Source organism: Pseudooceanicola algae (genome assembly GCF_003590145.2).
Lineage (GTDB): Bacteria > Pseudomonadota > Alphaproteobacteria > Rhodobacterales > Rhodobacteraceae > Pseudooceanicola > Pseudooceanicola algae.
Genome location: NZ_CP060436.1, coordinates 2,842,608 through 2,864,727, shown reverse-complemented (window position 1 = coordinate 2,864,727; position 22,120 = coordinate 2,842,608). Strand labels below are relative to the sequence as shown.

Here is a 22,120-nt window from a genome sequence, read left to right as displayed (position 1 = left end):
CGTTGTTCCATGCTTGGACCTGAACATGCACTCTTCACCGTCTCCTCGAAAACTTGTCGAAATGTACCTGACTGCTTTCCGCGCTGTTTGCCTTGGTGTGGATCCAGATCGTTCCGAACTGGAAGCGCCTTTCCTCGACAATTGGACTGCTGCAATGCGGGGTCGGGAAGTGTTCCTTGTCGGCAGCGTCACCGGTCATCCCGTGTTGGGTGACCGGCGGATCCAGACATCCACTCTGATACACTTGTCGCCGGACCGAGAGTGGGCCCGGACGTTGTCACGGTGGTACAAGCTCGGGCCCGCCTTCGTGCCCAAGCTCCCGGGGGAATATCTGGACGATGTCCTTCCCGGATACCTTGTCGCCGTCGACAAAGGTGTCATCAGCTTACCGATTCACGTTGCCCTGAAATGTATCGCCCGACGTACTCAGCAAGTCTTCGATCTGGCTTTCAAGGCCGGCTACGATGACCTGATCCCTGAGCTGAGCCGGTTGGCAAGAGCCTGGCCCGTATGCCAAGAAAAATCGTGTTTCAAGTAGCTTAGGCCCTGAAAAAAATGAATTTTTTTCCCGCCAGCCCCTGATGGGCTGAAAATTTTGCGCCTACGTAAAATGCAGTAGACGGCAGACGCGGGCAAACGCGCTGCCTCACCCAGAACCACGTCGCATCCCCCGGCTGAAATGTCCGTTTCAGCCGCCGGGAGAGTTGTGGCCAGCAGAAAGAGATAACATGAGCTTCGACGATACCTATCTTCCATCCCGCGCCAGGCGCGCTATTCCAAGGGCGTCCAAATACCACTTCGTCGGCCAGCTGACCTTCCTGAATGCTGCGGGCAAGTCCCGTGCCCTGGGCTTTGGCAGCCTGCTTGAATACAAGGCCGCGCTCTGCTGCATCTACCGCACCGACTTCCACGACCTGGAAGAGCAGCTCGCCCCGATCATGGCACGGACGCAAGGCGTTGCGGCAACCGCGTACTGGTTCGATCTGCGGCTGACATTGGCGTCGGGCCAGCGGATCGCGATCTCGGTGAAGCCCGAGCAGGTTGCCAGAACCTACAAGTTTCAGCACGCGATGCAGGTAATCCGCCATGTCGCGGTTCCAGCGATGGCAGATCATGTCCACGTGGTCACGGAACGGAACATCGATCCGATCCGCCTTTCTCGGGTCAAGCTGTTTCATGCGGCGCGGCACCCGAACCCCAAACTGGATCTGCTCGTGCGATCCGAACTGGCGGGAATGGAACGACCTCGGACCATCCGTGATTTCCTTGACCAGACGCCTGTCGGTCGTGACGGCTGGTGGAGCGTCATCCGCGCGATCCGTTCAGGCATCATCGTGGTCGCGGACGAGGAGCCAATCACCGAGCATTCCATCATCAGCAGCCCAGGAACCGCGTGATGGCAGTTTCCTTGGTACAGCGCCACCACCTGCTGGAGGTTGGCTGCAATTTCCGCGTCGGACCACGCCATGGCTCGGTCGTCGAAGCCAGACCGGAAGGCTTCTTGGTCGTCTGGGAGGAATGGAGCGATCCCGAAACCGGCGTGATCACCGAGCGTGCGCACCGGCTGCTGACGCACGAACATGTGGAGGCGGACAACCGCCACGGCCAGCTGGTTATCCTGTCGCGGCCGCGCGCAATGGAGACCGATCCCGACGACATCCTTCGTCACTTGCGGACGCATGAGGAAACCTCTCGCATGCTCGTCCGCAAGGCCTGTGCCCTCGCGGCCGAAGAGCTGATCGCGGAGGACCGGATGGGGCACCGGAGGCGTGACTTCGAGGAGCATGCGGAACTTATCGTCGCCCGCGCCAGAACCGCCCATGCTCGCCTCGTTGCGGCAATGGGCCGCTCGACCCGTGGAAGGCGAAAACGGGCTGTCTACGGCTCGAATGCCAATCGGCCTCCGTTCCTCTTCGAGCTCGAGGTGAAGAACGACAACCCTGCCTCCAAGGGCGCCTCGATCTACAACTGGCTGCGCAAGCTGCGGACAAAGGGGGAGGATAGCCTGTTCGATGCCTATCGCCGATGTGGTGGGAAGGCAGGGCACACGGCGGAACTCGCGGATTTCGTGGCCGGTGTGGTCGATGATCTGGCCGATATGGAACGTCCATCCATCAGCTCCTTGCACGACAGTGTCCTTGCTGCGATCCAGGCGGAGAATGCCCGCCGGTTCAGCGCCGATTTCCCTCTGCCGAGCCTGTCGAACAGGGTCAGCAAGGCATTCGTGAAACGGCAGGCCGATCGACTGGGGTGCGCGGCCTATGCCATCAGGTCGACCGGCTTCGACAGAGCCTATCGCGACATGCATGCCTTGGGGGTCGGCATCACGACGTACCGGGCGCTCGAGCGCGTGGAGATCGACGAATACACCATCGACCTGACGCTTCTTCTGAGGCTGACCGGGATTTTCAAGCTTCTGGCCCCGCACGAGATCGTGGCCCTGGGATTTGATGGCGCTGCCAGGCGCGTGGTCATCTCGGCCGCGATCGATGTTCACACGCGTTGCCTTCTCGCGCTCCAGATCGTGCCGGAGGGAACCCCGGATACGCTGCGCCAGACGCTGGAGATGATCTATACCGACAAGACGCCGCTCTCCGATGCTGTCGGCTGCCGCTTTGACTGGGTTCAGCATGGCGCACCGGAGGAGGCCGTTCTCGATCGAGGCAGTCCCTACGTCTCTGACGAGGCGTACCACATCCTTGCTTCTCTCGGGATCACGAACATCGGCAGCCCGGCCGGCAAACCCTGGCTCAAGCCGTTCATTGAAAGAACCTTCAGGACGTTGCACAGCACCTTCCTGCAAAGGTTCTCGGGCAGGAATTTCGAGAATCCGGTGAAGCGCGGAGACAACGACCCGGCGGCCCGTGCCACGCTGACCATCGAGGAGTTTCTCGGCTGGCTCGTCCGCTGGACCGTCGACGGATACCACAACCGCCGTCACGAGGGGCTGGGCATGACCCCGTTGCAGGCCTGGGAAGAGGCGACCAGCCACATGCCGGTTCGTCAGATTACCAACCGGGAGATGCGCCTCGCCTTTGGCACCCGAGTTCACAGGACCCTCGGGCGGCACGGGCTGAAGGTGATGCACGTCACCTACCAAAGCGATGCGCTGACGCAGAGGTGGTTCGCCCATGGAGGTGAGCGCCTCGAGATCTGCCATTGGGGCGGGGACATCGGCGCGATCGAAGTGCGTGCCGGAAACGGGGAGTGGGTCACCGTACCAGCCACTGATGAGCGCTGGATCGGCAAGGATGAAAGCGACCTTCATGTCTGGCTGGAGCAACGTCAAACCAAGGACCCTGAAGCAGAGGCGGCCCGCCTCGCGCTGATCCACGACATCGACGCACATACCAAGGCGCTGAAACTGGCGAAGGGGCTGTTCGCGCGCCCGAGGACGGCAAATGGAGTCGAGCTGACGGAGGCACATTTCGCGCGGCACATAGATACTTCGGAGCGCCGCTACACTGCCGAACCGTACCGTGACCTCCTTGCTGACGAGGTTCTGGATGAAAGTCAGCCCGCGGCTGAACCGGAAACGATGGCCACGCTGGAAGCGGCCGAAGGACCCGACGATGAAGACCTGCTGGAATAGTGCCGGGGCGACCGAAGAATTCCGTCGTTTCTTCTCCCGACGGCAAACAGTTCGCCTTCAGGCCTGCCAACTTTCGCACCCCACGCATAACTCGACCGCACCGATATCCACGCCCCTCAGGGCCAACGCAAAGGACCAACTTCACCTGAACAAACAGCTCCACCTGACCCCGTCACCCAGCCTGTGAACCTAACACCGTGCCCTCCCAGCTTCGTGGCCATGCCCCGGAGACCGGAGAAGTCATGCTCAATCCAAGGAACCAAGATGATCACCAAGACGATGACCGCCCTGCCTGCCGATGCATCCCTGCCAGAGAAGATCGAATGGCTGGAGGACAGGTATGTCCGCCTCGACCGCGATGATGCCCTGATCGCCCGCCTCGGGCGTCTGTTCAAGACCGACAAAGAAGGGCAGCTGACACCCAAGCCGAAGATCGACCGGCTCAACGGTGAAACCCGCGGCCTGATGCTTATCGGAGAGTCCGGTGCCGGCAAATCGTCGTTGCTCCGGAGAACCTTGCGCACAGTACCGATGATCCATCTGGCCGACAGGGAAAACGACGGGAACACATTCTACGTCACCGTCCCTCCAGAAGCGACGATCAAGAGCTTCGCGTCCCGCATTGCCAAGAAACTGGGATACCTCGATATGAACTCGCGCGCGAACGCCGATCAGGCGTGGGACGTGGCGCGCCACCGGATGCGTGAACGCGGGGTTCGCCTGTTGGTCATCGACGAAGCACATCATCTGCTCCGCAAGGGATCGGGCCGCGATGTCGAAGGGGCGATCCAGAGGCTCAAGAGCCTGCTGCAGGGTGACTGGCCTGTTGCGGTCATCGCAGCCGGCGTCGACAAGCTCCGGCAGGGGGTGATGACGGACCCCGAAACCGACCGACGCTTCCCCAGGTTCCAGCTTACCCGCATCGCCGAAGGCAGCAAGGAGGCACGTACCTTTGCGCGAAGCATGCAGCTTTGCGCAGAGAAAGTGGGTCTTTCCCTTGATGGAGAGGCGATGCCCGACCGCGTGCTCTTCGCCGAGAATGGCGAGCCCGGACGTGCGATCCATCTGGCTAAGACCATTCTCGTGGCCGCTCTGGAGGAGGGGCGCAGCAAGGTGACCCTGCGGGATGCGGGGCATGTCTTCTCGAGGGAATATGGCGCGATGCAGACAACGCCCTTCGCGGAGGCGCCGTGGGACACCGTGCGGGTGTCTCTTACAGAGGCGGGCTGGAGCCGGTGATGCGCCTCCGTCCCTATGTCACGCTCGACACGCAGGAAACGGCGATGTCCTTCGCCGGGCGCCTCGCCGCGATCCATACGGGCCAGCCGCTTCACTGGATGCTGGCTGACATGCGGATCAATGGCGAGGCTTTCACCCTTGGCCGTCCCGAGGCCATTTCCCGGTTCGCCGCCATTGCCGGGATCGATGAGGCCGACCTTCTGAGGGTTACTATGCGTGGAATCCGGAAAGGCATGGAGTTCCGCGGAGAGCAGTTCCATTCAGGCTCCCTTTCGCGCGCGGCGGACAAGTACTGTCCTGCCTGCCTCGCCGAGGACGGCGAACACCGCAACTGGCGTCAGCGCCTGATCTGGTGCGTTGCTGCGGCTCACAGGTGCCCACGCCATGGCATCTGGCTGCAGCGGTCGGAAAAGCCTGCAAGGACGCTTCAGGAGGCGACGGGCATCATTCCGGCGTCAGTCTCTCATACTGTGTCTGACCCCGTGCCCTGCTATCTGCAGTGGCTGGAAGCACGACTGCAAAACGTGCCGGAAAGGGACTCTTGGCTGGATGAACAGGGGCTGGAGCAGGTTCTCGATGCGTCGCTGCTCCTTGGGGTGGTCATGCGCGAAGGCCACAAGATCGCTCCCAACAGGCTGTCGGTCCTGCGCCATGAAGCCGCATTGGAGGAGGGCTTCCGGGTCTATTCCCAAGGCCCTGAGGCGCTGGTCGCTGCGCTGGATCGGATCCGTGAGGCCTCGCCTGCACAAGCGGCACAAGCCGGACCGCTCGCAAAATATGGGAAGCTATACGAATGGATGAACCGTCAGTGGCAAACCCGCGACCCCGGACCTCTCCTCGGCATCTTGCGGGACCATATCATCGAACACGATGTACTGGAGGCCGGAACAAAGGTCCTGGGTGAGGAGCTCAAATATCGGCGATTCCACAGCGTTCAGAGCCTTGGTGAGGCCCTCGGTCACAAGACCTCCAGCATGGCGCGTATGCTCAAGAAGATCGGGCATATTCCCCACGATGCGAGCATGGACGACTGTGGCCTTATCCGGTTCGATGCCAGGGAGATTGCGCAACTGGTGCAGGATTTCAAGACGGGTATCCCCCTGGCCGATCTGGACGAGTACATCGGCGCCAGCTTTTCGCAGGCGAGAGCCCTGTATCGGGATGGCGTCTTGAAGCCCGTGGTGCCGGCGGGGTCTCCCGGTGCCATTCGCCATGTCGTCTTCTCGCGTCGAAGTCTCGACGCCTTTCTCGCTCAGCTTGCCGCCTTGCCGGATTCAGAAAGTGCCGGGCAAATTGACCTGCACCCAGTCGGGGCAATCTGTCAGCGGAAGATTGGCACGACGTCCGATGTCGTGAGGGCTCTTCTTGCCAACGAGCTACCGGCCTTCCGCTGTCCTGACGGAGACGGCTTGGCGTCTGTCTTGTTGCCGTTGAAGGAGGTGACGGCGATCCGCGCAGGGTAAGCTCCGCACCTACAGATCTGGAATCGCCTCGGGGTCCGCGTTGCGGGCCCTTTTTCATGTGTGGTTTCCGGAAAATCCTATCCTTGGCATGAACTTAGCCGTCACATGGGAAGATCTTAGGGTTTCGCCTCTGGGGGCAAATCCAACTATTTGATTTCAAGCATTTTTTCTGAGAGTTTTCGATGCTTGGGAAAATCTCGAAGTAGTTCTACAGACGTATCCCGGCAAGATTGCCCCCGTGCCGTGGTCCATGGCGCGGGGGCAACGTCTGACCGGGCAAGGGCGCATGGGCGTCGCGCCCGGTTGAAAATCCTCTTCATACCCCCGAGACTTCGCCGGTGACTGATCCGGGCCGGGGGGCATAGATGCGATTTTTCCGTTCGGCGGGCCTTGCCGTTCTTTTCCTTGTTCTTGGCCTGTCACCCCTTCGCGCACAGGATGTCACGCTGACCTCGCGTGACGGGACGGTCGCCGTTGCGGGCGATCTGCTGGGCTTTGACGGCGAATTCTATCGCGTCGATTCGGAATTCGGCGTGCTGACGCTGGATGGCTCGGGTGTGCTCTGTGACGGGCCGGGATGCCCCGATCTGCAGGATTTCGTCGCCCGGCTGACGATTTCCGGTGCGGCCAGTATCGGCACCGTCCTGATGCCCGCCCTGATCGAAGGGTTCGGTCTGCGCCAGGGACTGTCCCTGCGCCGCGAGGATCGTTCCGGCGGCGTGGTGCTGTATCAACTGTTCGAAGGCGACCGGCTGGCGGGCGAATTCACCATCCGCAGTTCCAACACCGATGACGGGTTTCGCGACCTGCTGAGCGAGGGCACCGACCTTGTCATGGCCCTGCGCGAAATCCGTCCGGCCGAGCTTGTGGCGGCGCGTGAGGAAGGGCTGGGCGACCTTGATCGGCCGGGCCGGCTGAGGGTTCTGGCGCTGGATGCGCTGGTGCCGATCGTCTGGCCGGGCAATCCGGTCACGCGGATCTCGATGCCGCAACTGGCCGATGTCCTCAGCGGTGACATCCGCAACTGGCAGGCGCTTGGCGGGCCGGATGCGCCGGTCGCCGTGCATCTGCGCCACCTCGGGTCGGGTCCGGGGCAGGCGGTAGAGGACAAGTTCCTGACTGGCGGCGCGGTGATCGGGGGGGACGTGGTCGAACATGACAGCGACAGCGCCTTGTTGCAGGCGGTGCTGGACGACCCCTTTGCCATCGGGATCACCCGGTCCAGCGCGGTTGGCGGGGCTGTGGGGCTGGGCGTGGGCGGTCCCTGCGGCGTCGCGCTTCAGGCCAGTCGCCGCGATGCCAAGACCGAGGATTACCCCCTGACGACGCCCGTCTTTCTTTATCAGCCGGCCCGCCGCCTGCCGAAACTGGCCCGCGACTTCCTGGCCTATACCGGCAGCCCGCAGGCCCAGCACGTGATCCGCCGGGCCGGTTTCACCGACCAGTTGCCCGAAGAGGTCCCGATTGCCGATCAGGGCGACCGTTTCGCCAATGCCATCGCCCGCGCGGGCACCGAGGTCAGCCTGACTGACCTTCAGGAGATGCTGGCCATACTGCGCCCGATGAAGCGGCTGTCCCTGTCGTTCCGCTTTGCCCCCGGTGCGGTGCAGCTGGATGCGCAATCGCGCTCCAACCTGAGGCTGCTGGCCGAGGCCCTGCAAAGCGGGCTTTACGATGGCAGAGAGGTCCTTCTGGCGGGCTTTTCAGACGGTGAAGGCGATGCCGGCGTGAACCGCGAGATCGCTGGCCGCCGCGCGCAGGCCGTGGAGCGAGCCCTGCTGGCGGCGATGCAAACCTTTGATTCCGCCCGCATTACCCTTGGCACTGCCGCCTTCGGAGAAGCCATGCCGATGGCCTGCGACGACAGCGATTGGGGCCGCACCGTGAACCGCCGGGTCGAGGTCTGGGTGCGCTAGCCCCATATGCCGGGGGCGCGTCCCCCCATGGCCAGGCTCAGCTCGGCCGCGATGCGGCGCAGGGTTCCGGCGCAACTGGCGACCTTTTCCGGGGTCATCCGCGCCGCCAGTCCCGAGACCGAGATTGCGCAGGCCGGCTCGCCCTCCGGCCCCCAGACCACGACGGCGACACAGCGCAGGCCGATCACGAATTCCTCGTCATCCAGCGCCCAGCCCTGTGCCCTTATGCGGCCGATTTCGGTCTGCACGGCCTCGGGGCGGGTCAGGCTATGCGCGGTGGCGGCGCGAAACCCGTGACGACGGATCATGTGATCGACCTCGTCATCGGGGCGGGTCGCCAGAATCGCCTTGCCCATGCCGGAACACAGCACCGGGACCCGCCCGCCGGGGGGCGATATGGCGCGCATGATCTCGCGGCTTTCGACCTGGCTCAGGGTCACGACCTCTCCGTCCTCGATCACGCCGAGGTTGGCGGTTTCCCGTGTCGCGTCGCGCAGCCGCCGCAGGAAGGGCAGCGCCGGGGCGACAAGGTTGCGCGACAGCATATAGGCCGCGCCGACCCGATGGGCGCTGCGCCCGACATGCCAATGCCCCGAGGCCGCGTCACTTTGCAGAAAGCCGCGCTGTTCAAGCGTGGTCAGCAGCCGGTGGGTGGTCGATGGCGCAAGGGCGGCGCGCCGGGCAACATCGGACAGGCGCAGGCCCTCGGGTTCGGCCGCGATCAGCTCCAGCAAGGTCAGGGCGCGGTCCACCGATTGCACATTCTGGTTGTCGCTCATCCGGTCCTCCCCTTGGTCCAGCCAAGCCCATCATGCCAGGCTTTTCCATTTCCAGACAAAGGTTTTCCGCATCGTGGAAACATTTGCAATTCCCATCGCCTGAGCTGCCGTAGCGGCTATGTTGTCTGCAAGAGATTCAGGAGAAAACCCCATGACCCAATATGTGTCCCGTTCCGGTCTGTCCGTGGCCGGCGAACTGGCTGCGCTTGTCGAAGATCAGGTCCTGCCGGGCCTCGATGTCACCGCCGAGGCCTTCTGGTCCGGTTTTGCCCGCCTGGTGACGACGCTGGCACCGGAAAACCTGCGCCTGCTTGACGTCCGCGAAGAACTGCAAGTGCAGATCGACGCCTGGCTGGTGGCCCGCAAGGGCCAGCCCTGGGATTCGGCAGCCTATCGCGCCTTCCTCGAAGAAATCGGGTATATCGTAGAAGAAGGTCCCGATTTCGAGATCGGGACACAAAATGTAGATCCGGAGGTCGCTACGCTGGCCGGTCCGCAACTGGTCGTGCCGGTGATGAATGCGCGTTTCGCGCTGAACGCGGCCAATGCCCGCTGGGGATCGCTGTACGATGCGCTCTACGGCACCGACGCCATCCCCGGCGCCCCCGAGGGCAAGGGATATGACCGGAACCGCGGCAACCAGGTGATGGCCTGGGCGGCTGAATTCCTTGACCTGGCCGTCCCGCTGAAAGGTGTCAGCCATGCCGAGGTCACAGTCTATCGCCGCGAAGGTGCGGAACTGATGGCAGAGGCGAACGGCACGCTGCACGGGTTCAAGACCCCCGATGCCTTCGTCGGCTACACCGAAGACGGCGCCAAGGCCTCCTACCTGTTGCAGCACAATGGCCTGCATGTCGCGCTGCAGATCGACCCTTCGCATCCCGTCGGCCAGGACAGCCCCGCAGGTCTGCGCGATGTATTGATGGAAGCGGCCCTGACCGCGATCCAGGATTGCGAAGACAGCGTGGCCGCCGTCGATGCCGCCGACAAGACCGCCGTCTATGCCAATTGGCTGGGCCTGATGAAGGGCGATCTGACCGAGACCTTCCAGAAGGGCGGTCAGGAGATGACCCGCCGCCTGCAGGACGATCCCGAATACCTCGACCCTCAGGGCACGCCGTTTACCCTGCCGGGCCGCGCCCTGCTGCTGGTGCGCAACGTCGGCCACCTGATGACCACCGATGCGGTGCTTTTCGATGGTGAAGAGGTCCCCGAGGGCATGCTGGACGCGATGATCACCGTCGCCTGCGCCATGCATGACCTGAAAAAGACCGAAGGCTTGCGCAATTCCCGCTGCGGCTCGGTCTACGTCGTCAAACCCAAGATGCACGGCCCCGAAGAGGTCGCCTTTGCCGACCGTCTTTATGCCGGTGTCGAAAAGGTGCTGGGCCTGCCGGTCAATACCGTCAAGCTGGGCGTCATGGACGAGGAACGCCGCACGTCGGTCAACCTCAAGGAATGCATCCGCGCGGTGAAGGATCGTCTGGTCTTCATCAACACCGGTTTCCTTGACCGGACGGGGGACGAGATCCACACCTCGATGCAGGCCGGAGCCTTCGTGCCCAAGGCCGAGATGAAGGACGCCGCCTGGCTTCACGCCTACGAGGACGGCAATGTCGACTGGGGGCTGAAGCTGGGCCTGCAGGGCAAGGCGCAGATCGGCAAGGGCATGTGGGCCAAGCCCGATGTCATGTCCGAAATGCTGGTCGCCAAATCCGGGCATCCGATGGCCGGGGCGAACACCGCCTGGGTGCCTTCGCCCACGGCCGCGGTGCTGCATGCGACCCATTATCACGAGATCAACGTGGTCAAGCGTCAGGACGAGTTGAAAACACGGGCACAAGCCAGCCTCGATGACCTGCTGACCCCGCCCCTGCTGGCCGGTCGCAACCTGACTGGAGAAGAGGTCTCGCGCGATCTGGACAACAATTGCCAGGGGATCCTGGGCTACGTGGTGCGCTGGATCGATCAGGGCGTCGGCTGTTCCAAGGTGCCGGACATCAATGATGTCGGCCTGATGGAAGACCGCGCCACCCTGCGGATTTCGTCGCAATACCTGGCCAACTGGCTGCTGCATGGCCTCGTTACCGAGGATCAGGTAATGGAGGCGCTAAAGCGCATGGCGGTGAAGGTCGATGGCCAGAACGCCGGTGATCCTGCCTATCAGCCCATGGCGCCCGATTTCGACGGTGTCGCCTTTGGCGCCGCGCGGGACTTGATCTTCAAGGGGATCGCCCAGCCTTCGGGGTATACCGAGCCGGTGCTGCATGCCCGCCGCCGCGAGGCCAAGGCACTGGCCTGACAGATGGCCTGAACTTGGATTACTGACCAGACGCCCGCCGGTTTCGGCGGGCGTTTTCTATAGATAGCCATCGGAGCGAAAGCTAAGCTCGCGCGATTTCCCGATGATGATATGGTCGTGCAGGGTGATGCCAAGCGCATTGGCGGCGGCTTCGATCTGATGGGTCATGTCGATATCCGCCTGACTTGGCGTCGGATCGCCCGAGGGATGATTATGCACCAGGATCAAGGCGCTGGCGTTGATCTGCAGGCCGCGTTTCACGACCTCTCGGGGGTAGACGGGGACGTGATCGACGGTACCCTTGCCCTGTTCCTCGTCCGCGATCAGCGTATTCTTGCGATCGAGGTAGAGCACGCGAAATTGCTCGGTCTCGCGGTGGGACATGGCAGTGTGGCAGTAATCCAGCAGCGCCTCCCAGGAGGTCAGGACATGGCGTTGCAGGATGCGCGACCGGGCGAGGCGCTGGGCGGCGGCCTCGATCAGCTTCAATTCGCAGATCACCGCATCGCCCGCGTCGGGGATCTCGGCCAGGCGGTCGGGCGGGGCGCTGATGACGCCGTTGAAATCCCCGAAGGCCTCCAGCAGGGCATGGGCCAGGGGTTTCATGTCGCGCCGGGCGTTGGCGCGGAACAGGACCAGCTCCAGCATTTCGTAGTCGGGCAGGGCGGCCGCACCGCCTTGCATGAACCGGGCGCGCAGGCGTTTGCGGTGGTCGCGGATATAGGACGGCAAACGGCCGGGCGGCAGCGCCTCGGGCGGGGCTTCATCGGTGCCGAACAGCGGCATCGGGGATTCCTGAAACGACCTCGTCATGGGCTCAGGATGCTGCGGCTTGGGTTAGCGGCTGGTTAACGCGTGCGGGAGGGGGCGGGACGAAACGCCAAGGGGCGGCCTGGTGGCCGCCCCTCTCCGTTATTTCCGACCCTTGAAACGGCTCGGTCAGCCCTTCATCGAATCCCAGAAATTCTTGACGGATTTGAAAAATCCCTCGCTTTCGGGATTGTTCTCTTCCGACAGGTCTTCGAATTCCTTAAGAAGTTCCTTCTGGCGATGGGTCAGGTTCACTGGGGTCTCGACGGCCAGTTCGATGAACATGTCCCCCGCTCCACCGCCGCGCAGCGCGGGCATGCCCTTGCTGCGCAGGCGCATCTGACGGCCCGATTGGCTGCCTTCGGGGATCTTGACCCGCGACCGACCCCCGTCGATGGTCGGCACCTCGATGTCACCGCCAAGGGCTGCGGTCGCCATGGACACCGGCACCCGGCAGAACAGGTTCACGCCTTCGCGTTCGAAGATCGGATGCGCCGCCACATCGATGAAGATGTAGAGATCACCCGAAGGCCCGCCGCGCATCCCCGCTTCGCCCGCGCCGCTGTGACGGATGCGGGTGCCGGTTTCGACACCGGGGGGAATATTGACAGCCAGGCTGCGTTCGCGTTCGACACGGCCCTGGCCATGACATTCCGAACAGGGGTTCTTGATGATCTGGCCGAGGCCGGAACATGTGGGGCAGGTCCGTTCAACCGTGAAGAAACCCTGCTGCGCGCGGACCTTGCCCATGCCTGAACAGGTCGGACAGGTCGTCGGTTCACCACCGCCTTCGGCCCCCGAGCCGCTGCACTTGGTACAGGTCACGGAGGTCGGGACGCTGATGGTCTTCTTCAGGCCGGCGTAGGCTTCTTCCAGCGAAACCCGCATGTTGTAGCGCAGATCCGCGCCACGGGTCGCACGCTGGCGGCCACCGGGTTGCCGGCCGCCCATGAAGTCGCCGAACAGGTCGTCGAAGACATCCGAGAAAGCCGATCCGAAATCGCCATGGCCACCGGCACCGGGGCGCTGACCGCCGCCGCCGCCCATGCCGCCTTCGAAGGCCGCATGACCATAGCGGTCATAGGCTGCCTTCTTTTCCGCATCCTTGAGGATCTCGTAGGCCTCGTTGGCCTCCTTGAACTGATCCTCGGCACCTGGATTGTCGGTATTCCGGTCGGGATGAAGTTCTTTCGCCTTCTTGCGATAGCCCTTCTTGATCTCCTCCGCACTGGCCCCTTTTTGAAGGCCGAGAACGTCGTAATAATCGCGTTTTGCCACGTCTGGTCACCCTTCCTGGGAACGTGAAGGCCGGCCCGCCCGATGGGAGGACCGGCCCCAGAGGTTCCTAGCGTCGGTTTCGTTTACCCACGCTTGTTGTCGTCCAGATCCTCGAAATCGGCGTCGACGATATCGTCATCTGCCGAATTGCTCGACGAAGAATCGGCGGCGGTCGGTTCGTCGTCCGGCTCTTCAGCCTGCGACTTGTAGATCGCCTCGCCCAGCTTCATCGCGGCTTCGGTCACGTTCTGGATGCCCGAGCGGATCTTTTCGGCGTTGTCCGCTTCCAGCTCGTCCTTGAGCGCGGCAATGGCCAGCTCGATCGCCTCGATCGTGGTCGGGTCGACCTTGTCGGCATGCTCTTCCATCGATTTCTCGGTGGAATGGATCAGGCTTTCGGCCTGGTTGCGGGCCTCGACCAGTTCCTTGCGGGCCTTGTCGGCGTCGGCGTTCTCTTCCGCATCCTTGACCATCTTCTCGATGTCGGCATCCGACAGACCGCCAGAGGCCTGGATCGTGATCTTCTGTTCCTTGTTGGTGCCCTTGTCCTTGGCACCGACGGACACGATGCCGTTGGCGTCGATGTCGAAGGTCACTTCGATCTGCGGCATGCCGCGCGGCGCGGGCGGGATGTCCTCGAGGTTGAACTGACCGAGCATCTTGTTGTCGGTCGCCATCTCGCGCTCACCCTGGAAGACCCGGATGGTCACGGCGCTCTGATGATCCTCGGCGGTCGAGAAGACCTGGCTTTTCTTGGTCGGGATCGTCGTGTTGCGGTCGATCAGGCGGGTGAAGACACCGCCCAGGGTTTCGATGCCAAGGCTCAGCGGCGTGACGTCGAGCAGGACAACGTCCTTGACGTCGCCTTGCAGAACACCGGCCTGAATGGCGGCACCAAGGGCGACGACTTCGTCAGGGTTCACACCCTTGTGGGGTTCCTTGCCGAAGAACTTGGTCACTTCTTCAACGACGCGGGGCATCCGGGTCATACCACCGACCAGGACGACTTCGTCGATTTCCGAGGTCGACAGCCCGGCATCCTTCAGGGCGGCCTGGCAGGGCTTCATCGAGGCCTTGATCAGGTCGGCGACCAGACTTTCCAGCTTGGCACGGGTCAGTTTCATGACCATGTGCAGCGGTTGGCCGGTCTTGGCGTCCATCGAGATGAACGGCTGGTTGATCTCGGTCTGGCTGGAGCTGGACAGTTCGATCTTGGCCTTCTCGGCGGCTTCCTTCAGACGCTGAAGGGCCATCTTGTCGGCGGTCAGATCGACGCCGTGCTCTTTCTTGAACTCGGCGGCAAGGTAGTTGACGATCCGCATGTCGAAGTCTTCACCACCAAGGAAGGTATCCCCATTGGTGGATTTCACTTCGAACAACCCGTCGTCGATTTCCAGGATCGTGACGTCGAAGGTACCACCGCCAAGGTCATAGACCGCGATCGTGTGGCTTTCCTGCTTGTCCAGACCATAGGCCAGGGCGGCGGCTGTCGGTTCGTTGATGATCCGCAGCACTTCCAGACCGGCGATCTTGCCGGCGTCCTTGGTGGCCTGACGCTGAGCGTCGTTGAAATAGGCGGGCACGGTGATGACGGCTTGCGTCACTTCTTCGCCAAGATAGCTTTCGGCGGTTTCCTTCATCTTGCCGAGGATGAAGGCAGAGATTTGCGAGGGCGAATATTTCTCGCCCTTGGATTCGACCCATGCATCGCCGTTGCCGCCGTTGATAAGGTTGAACGGCAGGTTCTTCTTGTCCTTGGCCAGATGCGCATCGTCGAAACGACGACCGATCAGGCGCTTGACGCCGAAGATGGTGTTGGAGGCATTGGTCACGGCCTGGCGCTTGGCGGCCTGGCCGACGAGACGTTCGTCATCGGTGAAGGCGACGATGGACGGCGTGGTCCGGGCCCCTTCGGAGTTTTCGATGACTTTGGGTTGCGAACCATCCATGATGGCGACGCAGCTGTTGGTGGTGCCGAGGTCGATCCCGATCACTTTGGACATATCTATTATCCCTTCCACTTAAGGCGATGTTACAGGGCGCTGACCCGTTCCGGCATCGGCGCTCCGTTCCGGTAAAGCGGCAGCGATGAGGCCACTGCCGAGCTTCTGGGCGTATATAAGGAGGGGGTTTGGGCCCTGCAAGCCGCTCACAACCCCGAGAGCGGCAAAAAACTCCTAGTTTTGTCTCAACCGCCCTTCTCAGCGTCGTCAAACGGTGGTGCGGGCGGGATTCTGCCGTGGCGGCAGGGATCGGCCTGCCGGGGCTGCCAGCCGGCAAACGGCGGTGCGCGCGGCCCGGACGGTGGGCGGACCGGCGAAAAACGCTCGGGTCCGGCAACCCCCGGGCTTGTTCAGGGCCGCACCCGGTTTACCATTCAGGGGGTCTTCGACCGGGGGCCGTGGCCTTCGTTGATCGGGGGCGCTTTTTTCGGAACGGAGACCTGACAGCCCATGTCGCCCGACCTTTCGTCCATGCAGCCCCAGACGCTGCGCGGGGCCCGGATCTTTCGCGGTGCGCTGGATCCGGCGGCGCAGCAGGCGCTTCTGACGGATCTGCGCGGGGTTCAGCAGCAGGCACCGCTGTTTTCGCCGGAAACCCGCTGGGGGCGGAAGATGTCGGTGCAGATGACCTCGGCAGGGAAATACGGCTGGTATTCCGACCGGCGCGGCTATCGCTACGAACCCCGGCACCCCGGGGGGCAGCCCTGGCCGCCGATCCCCGGGGCGGTGCTGGACCTCTGGCGCGTGCTGACGGGGCTGGAGCGGCAGCCCGATTGCTGCCTGATCAATTTCTACGGCGAAGCTGCGCGGATGGGACTGCACCAGGACCGGGACGAGGCCGACTTTTCCTGGCCGGTGATGTCCGTGTCCCTGGGAGATGACGGGTTGTTCCGCATCGGCAACGAAGCACGCGGCGGCAAGACCGAATCGATCTGGCTGCAATCGGGCGATGTGCTGTTGCTGACCGGGCCGTCGCGGATGCTGCACCATGGGGTTGATCGCATCCGGTTCGGGTCGTCTTCGTTGCTGGCGAACGGCGGGCGGATCAACCTGACTTGCCGGGTCGTTGACTAGGCCCTATCGGCGCGCATCCCAGGACAGGGAGGCCTTTCGCGTGGTGTAATATTCCGCGATCAGCCCGATGCAGAAGATCGCCAGCCCCACGTACCAGGCATAGGCCAGCGACGTGAAATGCGGGTAGTAATTGATGAACGTGAAGCCACGCGCCTGATCGATGGCATGGAACAACGGGTTCCAGTCGAACAGGTTGCGCATCGAAGGTTGCAGGTTGTTGGCAAGGAAAAGCTTGCCTGAAGCGATCATGTTGATGCGCCTATATAGCGTCAGGCAAATGTCGGTCACGCCCGGAGACCAGGGTTTCATCGCCATGAAGACAAGGCCGACTGCCACGCCGGTGAACCAGGTGGCGAGGAAGCAGAAAAAGGCGCCGACGGGCTGGTCGATGACGAAATGATTGACTGCCACATAGTAGAAGAAAAGGATCACCAGAAGCGACAGGAACTGGGTGTAGAAGCTTGCCAGCGCGGTCGAGGCGATTTCGATGAAGGGATTCATCGGCGCATGCTGCATCATCGGCGCGGTAGGTCCGGCCGCACCGGCCACCGCCCCGACGGTACGCACATGGGTCACGTACAGGAAAACCCCGGTCAGCAGGAACAGCACGAAATCCCCCCGCACAGCGCTGCGCCGCATGCCCAGGATCTGGTACATCATCAGGAAGATGCCCATGATTACAACGATGCGGAAGATGTTTGCGATGATCGACATGATGGCGAGACGGTGGTTCGCCCGTACGGAATGGGCCGCGGAATGGAAGACCAGACCAGCCATCGCCAAGGCGGTCTGAAGCCGAGTCTGCTGGGTTCGTTTCTGGAACATCTGCCTCTGCCCTCATGCGCGGGACCACGATTGACACCGAAACCTTGCCGTCCCGTTGTCGTCAAGGGCTTCGGCCAGCATAGGTCGCCACCCCGCTGGGATCAATCGGCGGCGATGCCCGTGCGCCGAAGGAAGGAGCCCGCCAGCCACCTGAAAGAGTTGCGGCGCGGCAAGGGCTTGTCCTATGTCTGATGTCACCGTTTGTCGGGCCGCAAGAGGCGGCCCGCTTGCCGGCAGGGCACAACGCGGGGGCAATGCGATGAAGATGCCTGAGGTCAGCGTGATCGTGGTCAGCCGCAACAGACCGCAGGCGCTGGCGCATTGCCTGACCGGGCTGGCTCGGCTGGCCTATCCTGCCTACGAGATCATCGTGGTGGCGGATCCCGGCGGGATTGTCGCGCTTCAGGCGCGCAGCGAAGCGGTCGACGTGCTTTGCCTGCCCTTCGAGCGGCCCAATATCTCCGAGGCGCGCAATCTTGGCCTGGCCCATGCCCGCGGCGAAATCCTGGCTTTCCTCGACGATGATTCGGTGCCCGAACCGGGTTGGTTGGCTCATCTGGTGCGCGCCTTCGATGCGCCGCAGGTGGTCGCGGCAACCGGGTTCGTGCGGGGCCGCGACGGGGTGCGTTTTCAATCCCGCGCGGCGGCTGTGGGGGCACACGGCCTGGATGAACCGCTTCAGGTCGATCCGGCGCGCATCACCCTGCTGACCGCCACGCCGGGGCGCGGGGTGAAGATGGAAGGCACCAACATGGCCTTCCGTCGCGAGGTTCTGGAGGATATCGGCGGATTTGATCCCGGTTTCCCCTTCTACATGGACGACACCGACCTTGCCTTGCGGTTGGCACAGCGCGGCGCGGTCACTGCGATCGTGCCCCTGGCCGAGGTGCATCACGCCCGCGCAGCCGGCCCGCAACGGGCGGCGGATCGCGGCCCCAGAGACTTGTCTCAGGTAGGGCGCAGCACCGGGTATTTCCTTGCGAAACATTGCCCCGCGGCGAAAATTCCCAAGGCCCTCGCCGCCCATAGGGAAGACCGCCGACGCGGGCTTGTGGCCCATATGATCGCCGGTCGGATCGAACCGCCGGCCCTGCGCCGCCTGCTGCGGCAGTTCGACGGCGGAGCCAGGGCGGGTCTGGAACAGACCGAAACACCTGTCGCGCAGATGTATCAACCGAACCGGAACGCCGAGCCCTGCGTCGTGCGTGAATTCCGACCTTATCGGTCCCGGCGTCAGGGTGCGCCGCTGTGCCTTCTTTCGTCCCGGATCGCCCGCCGCCGCAACCTTGCCCGCGCCGACCAGATGGCGGCAGAGGGCCGCCCGGTATCACTGTTTATCTTTTCGCCGTCGTTCTTCTGCCATAAGGTCAGGATGACTTCGGCCGGCGCCTGGGTTCAGGAGGGAGGCGTTTTCGGCAGGAGCCTCAGATCTGGCCATGGCTCGAAAATTTGGCGCTATCGCAGCAGATTTCTGCGCGAAATGAGGCGAATCTCTGAACAGCGGTGGAACGATCGCGTCGGTTAGGCCATGGTTCAAAATATACGAAGCGGGACATTTTTCCTGTGTTTTGATGCCAATCCCTCGCCTGTCATGAGGCGCGGCCTAACTGGCCGTTAAACTGTAAATGCGACTAACCTGATTGAGGGCGTTATTGTGAAAAACAAAGTTACCAAAGCCATTTTCCCGGTTGCGGGCCTGGGCACGCGTTTCCTTCCGGCGACCAAATCGGTGCCGAAGGAAATCATGACGCTGGTCGACCGGCCGCTGATCCAATACGCGATCGACGAAGCCCGCGCCGCCGGAATCAAGGAATTCATCTTCGTGACCTCGCGCGGGAAATCCGCGCTTGAGGACTACTTCGACCACTCGCCCGTGCTCGAGGCGGACCTGACGGCCAAGGGCAAGACCGAATTGCTCGACGTGCTGAAATCCACCTACATGGACAGCGGCGCCATCGCCTATATCCGCCAGCACAAGGCGCTTGGTCTGGGGCACGCCGTCTGGTGCGCGCGGCGCCTGATCGGGGACGAACCCTTTGCGGTGATCCTGCCCGATGACGTGATCGCAGCCGAGAAGCCCTGCCTGCAGCAGATGATCGAAGCCTTCGAGGAACAGCCCGCGTCCATGGTCGCCGCCATGGAAGTCGCCCCGGCCAAGACGAAATCCTACGGGATCCTCGACGTCGAAAAGGACATGGGCAATGTCGTTTCGGTCAAGGGCATGGTCGAGAAGCCCAAGGAAGGCGAAGCGCCGTCGAACCTGGCGGTAATCGGGCGTTACGTGCTGCAGAATTCGGTGATGCAGAACCTCAACCAGGGCAAGACCGGTGCCGGCGGAGAGATCCAGCTGACCGACGCCATCGCGGACGAGATCACCGCGGGTCGCCCGGTGCACGGTTTCCGTTTCAAGGGCCAGCGTTTCGACTGCGGCTCCAAGGCAGGCTTCCTGCAGGCCACCGTCGCCTTCGGTTTGGGGCGTGACGACCTGCGCGAGGAGCTTCTGGGCTATCTCGAAGACGTCATGCATGTTGAACACGCCGCGCAATAAGTCGCGATCCGAAGGGCGGAACAGTTTGGAACATGTGCTTGTAACCGGGGGTGCGGGCTATATCGGCTCGCACGCCTGTAAAGCATTGAAAAAGGACGGGTTTACTCCGGTCACCTATGACAGCCTCGTCACCGGCTGGAAGGATTCGGTGAAATTCGGCCCCTTCGAGCAGGGTGACCTTCTGGACCGCGCCCGTCTGGACGAGGTCTTTGCGACGTACAAGCCGGTCGCCGTGATGCATTTCGCCGCCCTGTCCCAGGTCGGTGAAAGCATGAAGGAGCCGGGTCTGTACTGGCGCAACAACGTGATGGGATCGCTGTCCCTGATCGAAGCGGCGGCGGCGTCGGGAGTGAAGAATTTCGTCTTCTCCTCCACCTGCGCGACCTACGGGGAACAGGACAACGTGGTGCTGGACGAAAGCTCGGTCCAGAAGCCGATCAATTCCTATGGGGCCTCAAAGCGCGCGGTCGAGGATATCCTGGCCAACTTCGGCGAGGCCTATGGGCTGCAGCACGTGATTTTCCGTTATTTCAACGTGGCGGGGGCGGATCCCGAAGGCGAAATTGGCGAACATCACCGCCCGGAAACCCACCTGATCCCGATCATGCTGGAAGCCATCGACGGCACGCGCCCGGCGCTGACCATCTTCGGCACGGATTACGAAACGCCTGATGGCACCTGCATCCGCGACTACGTTCATGTTTGCGATCTGGTCGACGCCCATGTGCTTGGCCTGAAATGGCTGATGGACGGCAAGGGCAGCCGGGTGTTCAACCTTGGCACCGGCGACGGTTTCTCGGTCCGCGAGGTGATCGAACAAAGCCGCGCGGTGACCAACAAGGCGGTGCCCTACGAAGAGGGCCCGCGCCGCGCCGGCGATTGTACCAAGCTCGTTTCCGGCTCGACTCGCGCTGAGGTGGAGTTGGGCTGGACGCCGGATCGTTCCAACATGAACCAGATGATCGAAGATGCCTGGAACTGGCACAGGACAGGCCATTACGACGGCTGACCACCCCCCCCGCGCTGCGGGTGTGGGGCCCGCGCGACTGCTGGACGTCACGCGTCTGGCAAGCCGCGCGGGCCGTGTGCAGACCGGGATAGACCGGGTCGAGGCGGCCTGGCTGGACGCGCTTCTGGCAAACGAGGCCCCGCTTTGGGGTCTGGCGCGGATCGCGGCGGGCTATGTGCTGCTGGATCGCGCCGGGTTGCAGGCCCTGCGCGACCGGCTGATCGGGGCGGCGCCCTGGGGGCGGCCGCATCCGCTGTTCCGGCTGGCGCGGCGGCTGACATTGCAACAACAGGGTGCCCAGTCGGATCTTTGGCGCGCGGCACGGGTCACCTGCCTGCGGGCCGGTCTGGGGGCGATGCTGCGGCGGCATCTGCCGGCAGGCCTCATCTATCTGAACATCGGCCACAGCAACCTGACGCCGCGGGTGATGCAGGCGGTTCGCGGGGTGCCGCAGGCCCGCGTGACGGTCTTTCTGCACGACACGATCCCGCTCGATTTTCCACAATTCCAGCGGCCCGGATCGGTCGCGCGGTTCCGCGCCCTTTTGGACAGCGCCACGCAGGCCGACCTGATCCTGTGCAATTCCCGCGCCACCGAAGCCGACCTGCGCCGCCACATGCCCGCGCCACCGGCGATCCATGCGGTGCCTCTGGGGGTCACGATGCCAGCGCCGGATCCGGCCGCCCTGACCACCCAGTGCCCTCAGATGCCGCCCAAGGCACCGTATTTCTTGGTGACCGGCACGATCGAGCCACGCAAGAACCATGCGCTGCTTCTGGATGTCTGGCAGGCCCTGGCCGACAAACTGCCCGAGGATCACATGCCCGCGCTGCTGATCTGCGGCAGCCGTGGCTGGGCCAACGAGGCGTTGTTTCACCGGCTGGATACATCGCCCCTGATGGGGCGGCATGTCTTTGAACTGCCCGGGCTTGACGACAGCGCGCTGGCAGCGCTGACCGCAGGCGCGCGGGCCTGCCTGTTTCCCAGCCTCGCCGAAGGCTATGGCCTGCCCGCCGCCGAAGCCGCCGCCGCCGGGCGCCCCCTGATTTGTTCAGATCTCGCCGTCCTGCGTGAGATCCTGAAAGACTACCCCGTCTACCTGCCGGCCAGCGATCTTCGCGGCTGGACGGAAACCATTGAAGAACAAGTGAAACAGGGCACGGGTATTGTGAATTCCTCAATCTCCGGCCATCACTATCGCCCGCATGGGTGGCGCGATCATTTCTTTGTTGCCTTGAAGTTGACTTGATGAGAATTTCTTGAGAATTCCGCAGGTTGATCG

Annotated in this window: 17 protein-coding genes; 12 read left to right on the top strand and 5 right to left on the bottom strand. The window is 63.0% G+C overall.

The genetic code is table 11. The features are described 5' to 3' along the window. Positions 1 to 25 precede the first annotated feature (25 nt). The 6 genes from PSAL_RS13380 (at position 26) to PSAL_RS13355 (ending at position 8,210) form a co-directional block, all read left to right on the top strand. Complete coding sequence (locus PSAL_RS13380; RefSeq protein WP_331274426.1) at positions 26 to 538, top strand: DUF6634 family protein; 513 nt, start codon at positions 26 to 28, stop codon at positions 536 to 538. A gap of 190 nt (positions 539 to 728) precedes the next feature. After that, positions 729 to 1,397, top strand: coding sequence for a hypothetical protein (locus PSAL_RS13375; RefSeq protein ID WP_119841121.1), 669 nt, complete (start codon positions 729 to 731; stop codon positions 1,395 to 1,397). Next, positions 1,397 to 3,592: a DDE-type integrase/transposase/recombinase gene (locus PSAL_RS13370; RefSeq protein WP_119841120.1), complete on the top strand. Its 2,196-nt coding sequence runs from the start codon at positions 1,397 to 1,399 to the stop codon at positions 3,590 to 3,592. Before PSAL_RS13375 ends, PSAL_RS13370 begins: the two co-directional genes overlap by 1 nt. Positions 3,593 to 3,856: 264 nt before the next feature. Beyond that, on the top strand, positions 3,857 to 4,831 hold the full coding sequence (locus tag PSAL_RS13365) for a TniB family NTP-binding protein (RefSeq protein ID WP_196222914.1): 975 nt from the start codon (positions 3,857 to 3,859) through the stop codon (positions 4,829 to 4,831). Next, positions 4,831 to 6,294 (top strand): TniQ family protein, encoded by a 1,464-nt coding sequence (locus PSAL_RS13360; protein WP_119841118.1) that lies wholly within the window; start codon positions 4,831 to 4,833, stop codon positions 6,292 to 6,294. Before PSAL_RS13365 ends, PSAL_RS13360 begins: the two co-directional genes overlap by 1 nt. 365 nt (positions 6,295 to 6,659) lie before the next feature. Further along, a complete protein-coding gene (locus tag PSAL_RS13355) occupies positions 6,660 to 8,210 on the top strand; it encodes a phosphate ABC transporter substrate-binding/OmpA family protein (RefSeq protein WP_119841117.1) in 1,551 nt (516 codons plus the stop codon). On the opposite strand, the gene PSAL_RS13350 is transcribed toward PSAL_RS13355, so the two are convergent. Beyond that, entirely contained in the window at positions 8,207 to 8,989 is a 783-nt protein-coding gene (locus PSAL_RS13350; protein WP_119841116.1) for an IclR family transcriptional regulator, read from the bottom strand. The genes PSAL_RS13355 and PSAL_RS13350 overlap by 4 nt on opposite strands. Positions 8,990 to 9,140: 151 nt before the next feature. Between PSAL_RS13350 and PSAL_RS13345 the strand changes: the two genes are divergently transcribed. Then, complete coding sequence (locus PSAL_RS13345; RefSeq protein ID WP_119841115.1) at positions 9,141 to 11,291, top strand: malate synthase G; 2,151 nt, start codon at positions 9,141 to 9,143, stop codon at positions 11,289 to 11,291. A 57-nt stretch (positions 11,292 to 11,348) separates the two neighbouring features. On the opposite strand, the gene radC is transcribed toward PSAL_RS13345, so the two are convergent. The 3 genes from radC to dnaK form a co-directional block, all read right to left on the bottom strand. Beyond that, positions 11,349 to 12,104, bottom strand: coding sequence for a RadC family protein (radC, locus tag PSAL_RS13340; RefSeq protein ID WP_119841114.1), 756 nt, complete (start codon positions 12,102 to 12,104; stop codon positions 11,349 to 11,351). A 126-nt stretch (positions 12,105 to 12,230) separates the two neighbouring features. After that, positions 12,231 to 13,379 (bottom strand): molecular chaperone DnaJ, encoded by a 1,149-nt coding sequence (gene dnaJ, locus PSAL_RS13335; protein WP_119841113.1) that lies wholly within the window; start codon positions 13,377 to 13,379, stop codon positions 12,231 to 12,233. Between the two features lie 83 nt (positions 13,380 to 13,462). After that, positions 13,463 to 15,382 (bottom strand): molecular chaperone DnaK, encoded by a 1,920-nt coding sequence (gene dnaK / locus PSAL_RS13330; protein WP_119841112.1) that lies wholly within the window; start codon positions 15,380 to 15,382, stop codon positions 13,463 to 13,465. A gap of 450 nt (positions 15,383 to 15,832) precedes the next feature. Here dnaK and PSAL_RS13325 point away from each other — a divergent pair, with 450 nt between their 5' ends. Then, on the top strand, positions 15,833 to 16,456 hold the full coding sequence (locus PSAL_RS13325) for an alpha-ketoglutarate-dependent dioxygenase AlkB family protein (protein WP_408004186.1): 624 nt from the start codon (positions 15,833 to 15,835) through the stop codon (positions 16,454 to 16,456). 3 nt (positions 16,457 to 16,459) lie between these two features. Here the strand turns inward: PSAL_RS13325 and PSAL_RS13320 are convergent, their stop codons facing one another. Continuing rightward, a complete protein-coding gene (locus PSAL_RS13320; RefSeq protein WP_119841111.1) occupies positions 16,460 to 17,281 on the bottom strand; it encodes an ABC transporter permease in 822 nt (273 codons plus the stop codon). Between the two features lie 259 nt (positions 17,282 to 17,540). On the opposite strand from PSAL_RS13320, the gene PSAL_RS13315 reads away from it, so the two are divergent. The 4 genes from PSAL_RS13315 to PSAL_RS13300 all read left to right on the top strand — a co-directional run bounded on the left by PSAL_RS13315 (position 17,541) and on the right by PSAL_RS13300 (position 22,087). Further along, positions 17,541 to 18,806, top strand: coding sequence for a glycosyltransferase family 2 protein (locus PSAL_RS13315; RefSeq protein ID WP_196941858.1), 1,266 nt, complete (start codon positions 17,541 to 17,543; stop codon positions 18,804 to 18,806). Between the two features lie 129 nt (positions 18,807 to 18,935). Next, on the top strand, positions 18,936 to 19,829 hold the full coding sequence (gene galU, locus PSAL_RS13310; protein WP_119841109.1) for a UTP--glucose-1-phosphate uridylyltransferase GalU: 894 nt from the start codon (positions 18,936 to 18,938) through the stop codon (positions 19,827 to 19,829). A gap of 25 nt (positions 19,830 to 19,854) precedes the next feature. After that, on the top strand, positions 19,855 to 20,838 hold the full coding sequence (gene galE, locus PSAL_RS13305) for a UDP-glucose 4-epimerase GalE (RefSeq protein WP_119841108.1): 984 nt from the start codon (positions 19,855 to 19,857) through the stop codon (positions 20,836 to 20,838). Beyond that, a complete protein-coding gene (locus PSAL_RS13300) occupies positions 20,798 to 22,087 on the top strand; it encodes a glycosyltransferase family 4 protein (protein WP_119841107.1) in 1,290 nt (429 codons plus the stop codon). The genes galE and PSAL_RS13300 overlap by 41 nt, the downstream gene beginning before the upstream one ends. Positions 22,088 to 22,120 lie beyond the last annotated feature (33 nt).

Coding starts and splice junctions, on each gene's coding strand:
- PSAL_RS13325 (WP_408004186.1), top strand. CDS start 15,833: ATGTCGCCCGACCTTTCGTCCATGCAGCCCCAGACGCTGCGCGGGGCC.
- PSAL_RS13360 (WP_119841118.1), top strand. CDS start 4,831: ATGCGCCTCCGTCCCTATGTCACGCTCGACACGCAGGAAACGGCGATG.
- PSAL_RS13365 (WP_196222914.1), top strand. CDS start 3,857: ATGATCACCAAGACGATGACCGCCCTGCCTGCCGATGCATCCCTGCCA.
- PSAL_RS13320 (WP_119841111.1), bottom strand. CDS start 17,281: ATGTTCCAGAAACGAACCCAGCAGACTCGGCTTCAGACCGCCTTGGCG.
- PSAL_RS13300 (WP_119841107.1), top strand. CDS start 20,798: ATGCCTGGAACTGGCACAGGACAGGCCATTACGACGGCTGACCACCCC.
- PSAL_RS13315 (WP_196941858.1), top strand. CDS start 17,541: ATGAAGATGCCTGAGGTCAGCGTGATCGTGGTCAGCCGCAACAGACCG.
- PSAL_RS13380 (WP_331274426.1), top strand. CDS start 26: ATGCACTCTTCACCGTCTCCTCGAAAACTTGTCGAAATGTACCTGACT.
- PSAL_RS13375 (WP_119841121.1), top strand. CDS start 729: ATGAGCTTCGACGATACCTATCTTCCATCCCGCGCCAGGCGCGCTATT.
- PSAL_RS13355 (WP_119841117.1), top strand. CDS start 6,660: ATGCGATTTTTCCGTTCGGCGGGCCTTGCCGTTCTTTTCCTTGTTCTT.
- radC (WP_119841114.1), bottom strand. CDS start 12,104: ATGACGAGGTCGTTTCAGGAATCCCCGATGCCGCTGTTCGGCACCGAT.
- PSAL_RS13370 (WP_119841120.1), top strand. CDS start 1,397: ATGGCAGTTTCCTTGGTACAGCGCCACCACCTGCTGGAGGTTGGCTGC.
- dnaK (WP_119841112.1), bottom strand. CDS start 15,382: ATGTCCAAAGTGATCGGGATCGACCTCGGCACCACCAACAGCTGCGTC.
- PSAL_RS13350 (WP_119841116.1), bottom strand. CDS start 8,989: ATGAGCGACAACCAGAATGTGCAATCGGTGGACCGCGCCCTGACCTTG.
- PSAL_RS13345 (WP_119841115.1), top strand. CDS start 9,141: ATGACCCAATATGTGTCCCGTTCCGGTCTGTCCGTGGCCGGCGAACTG.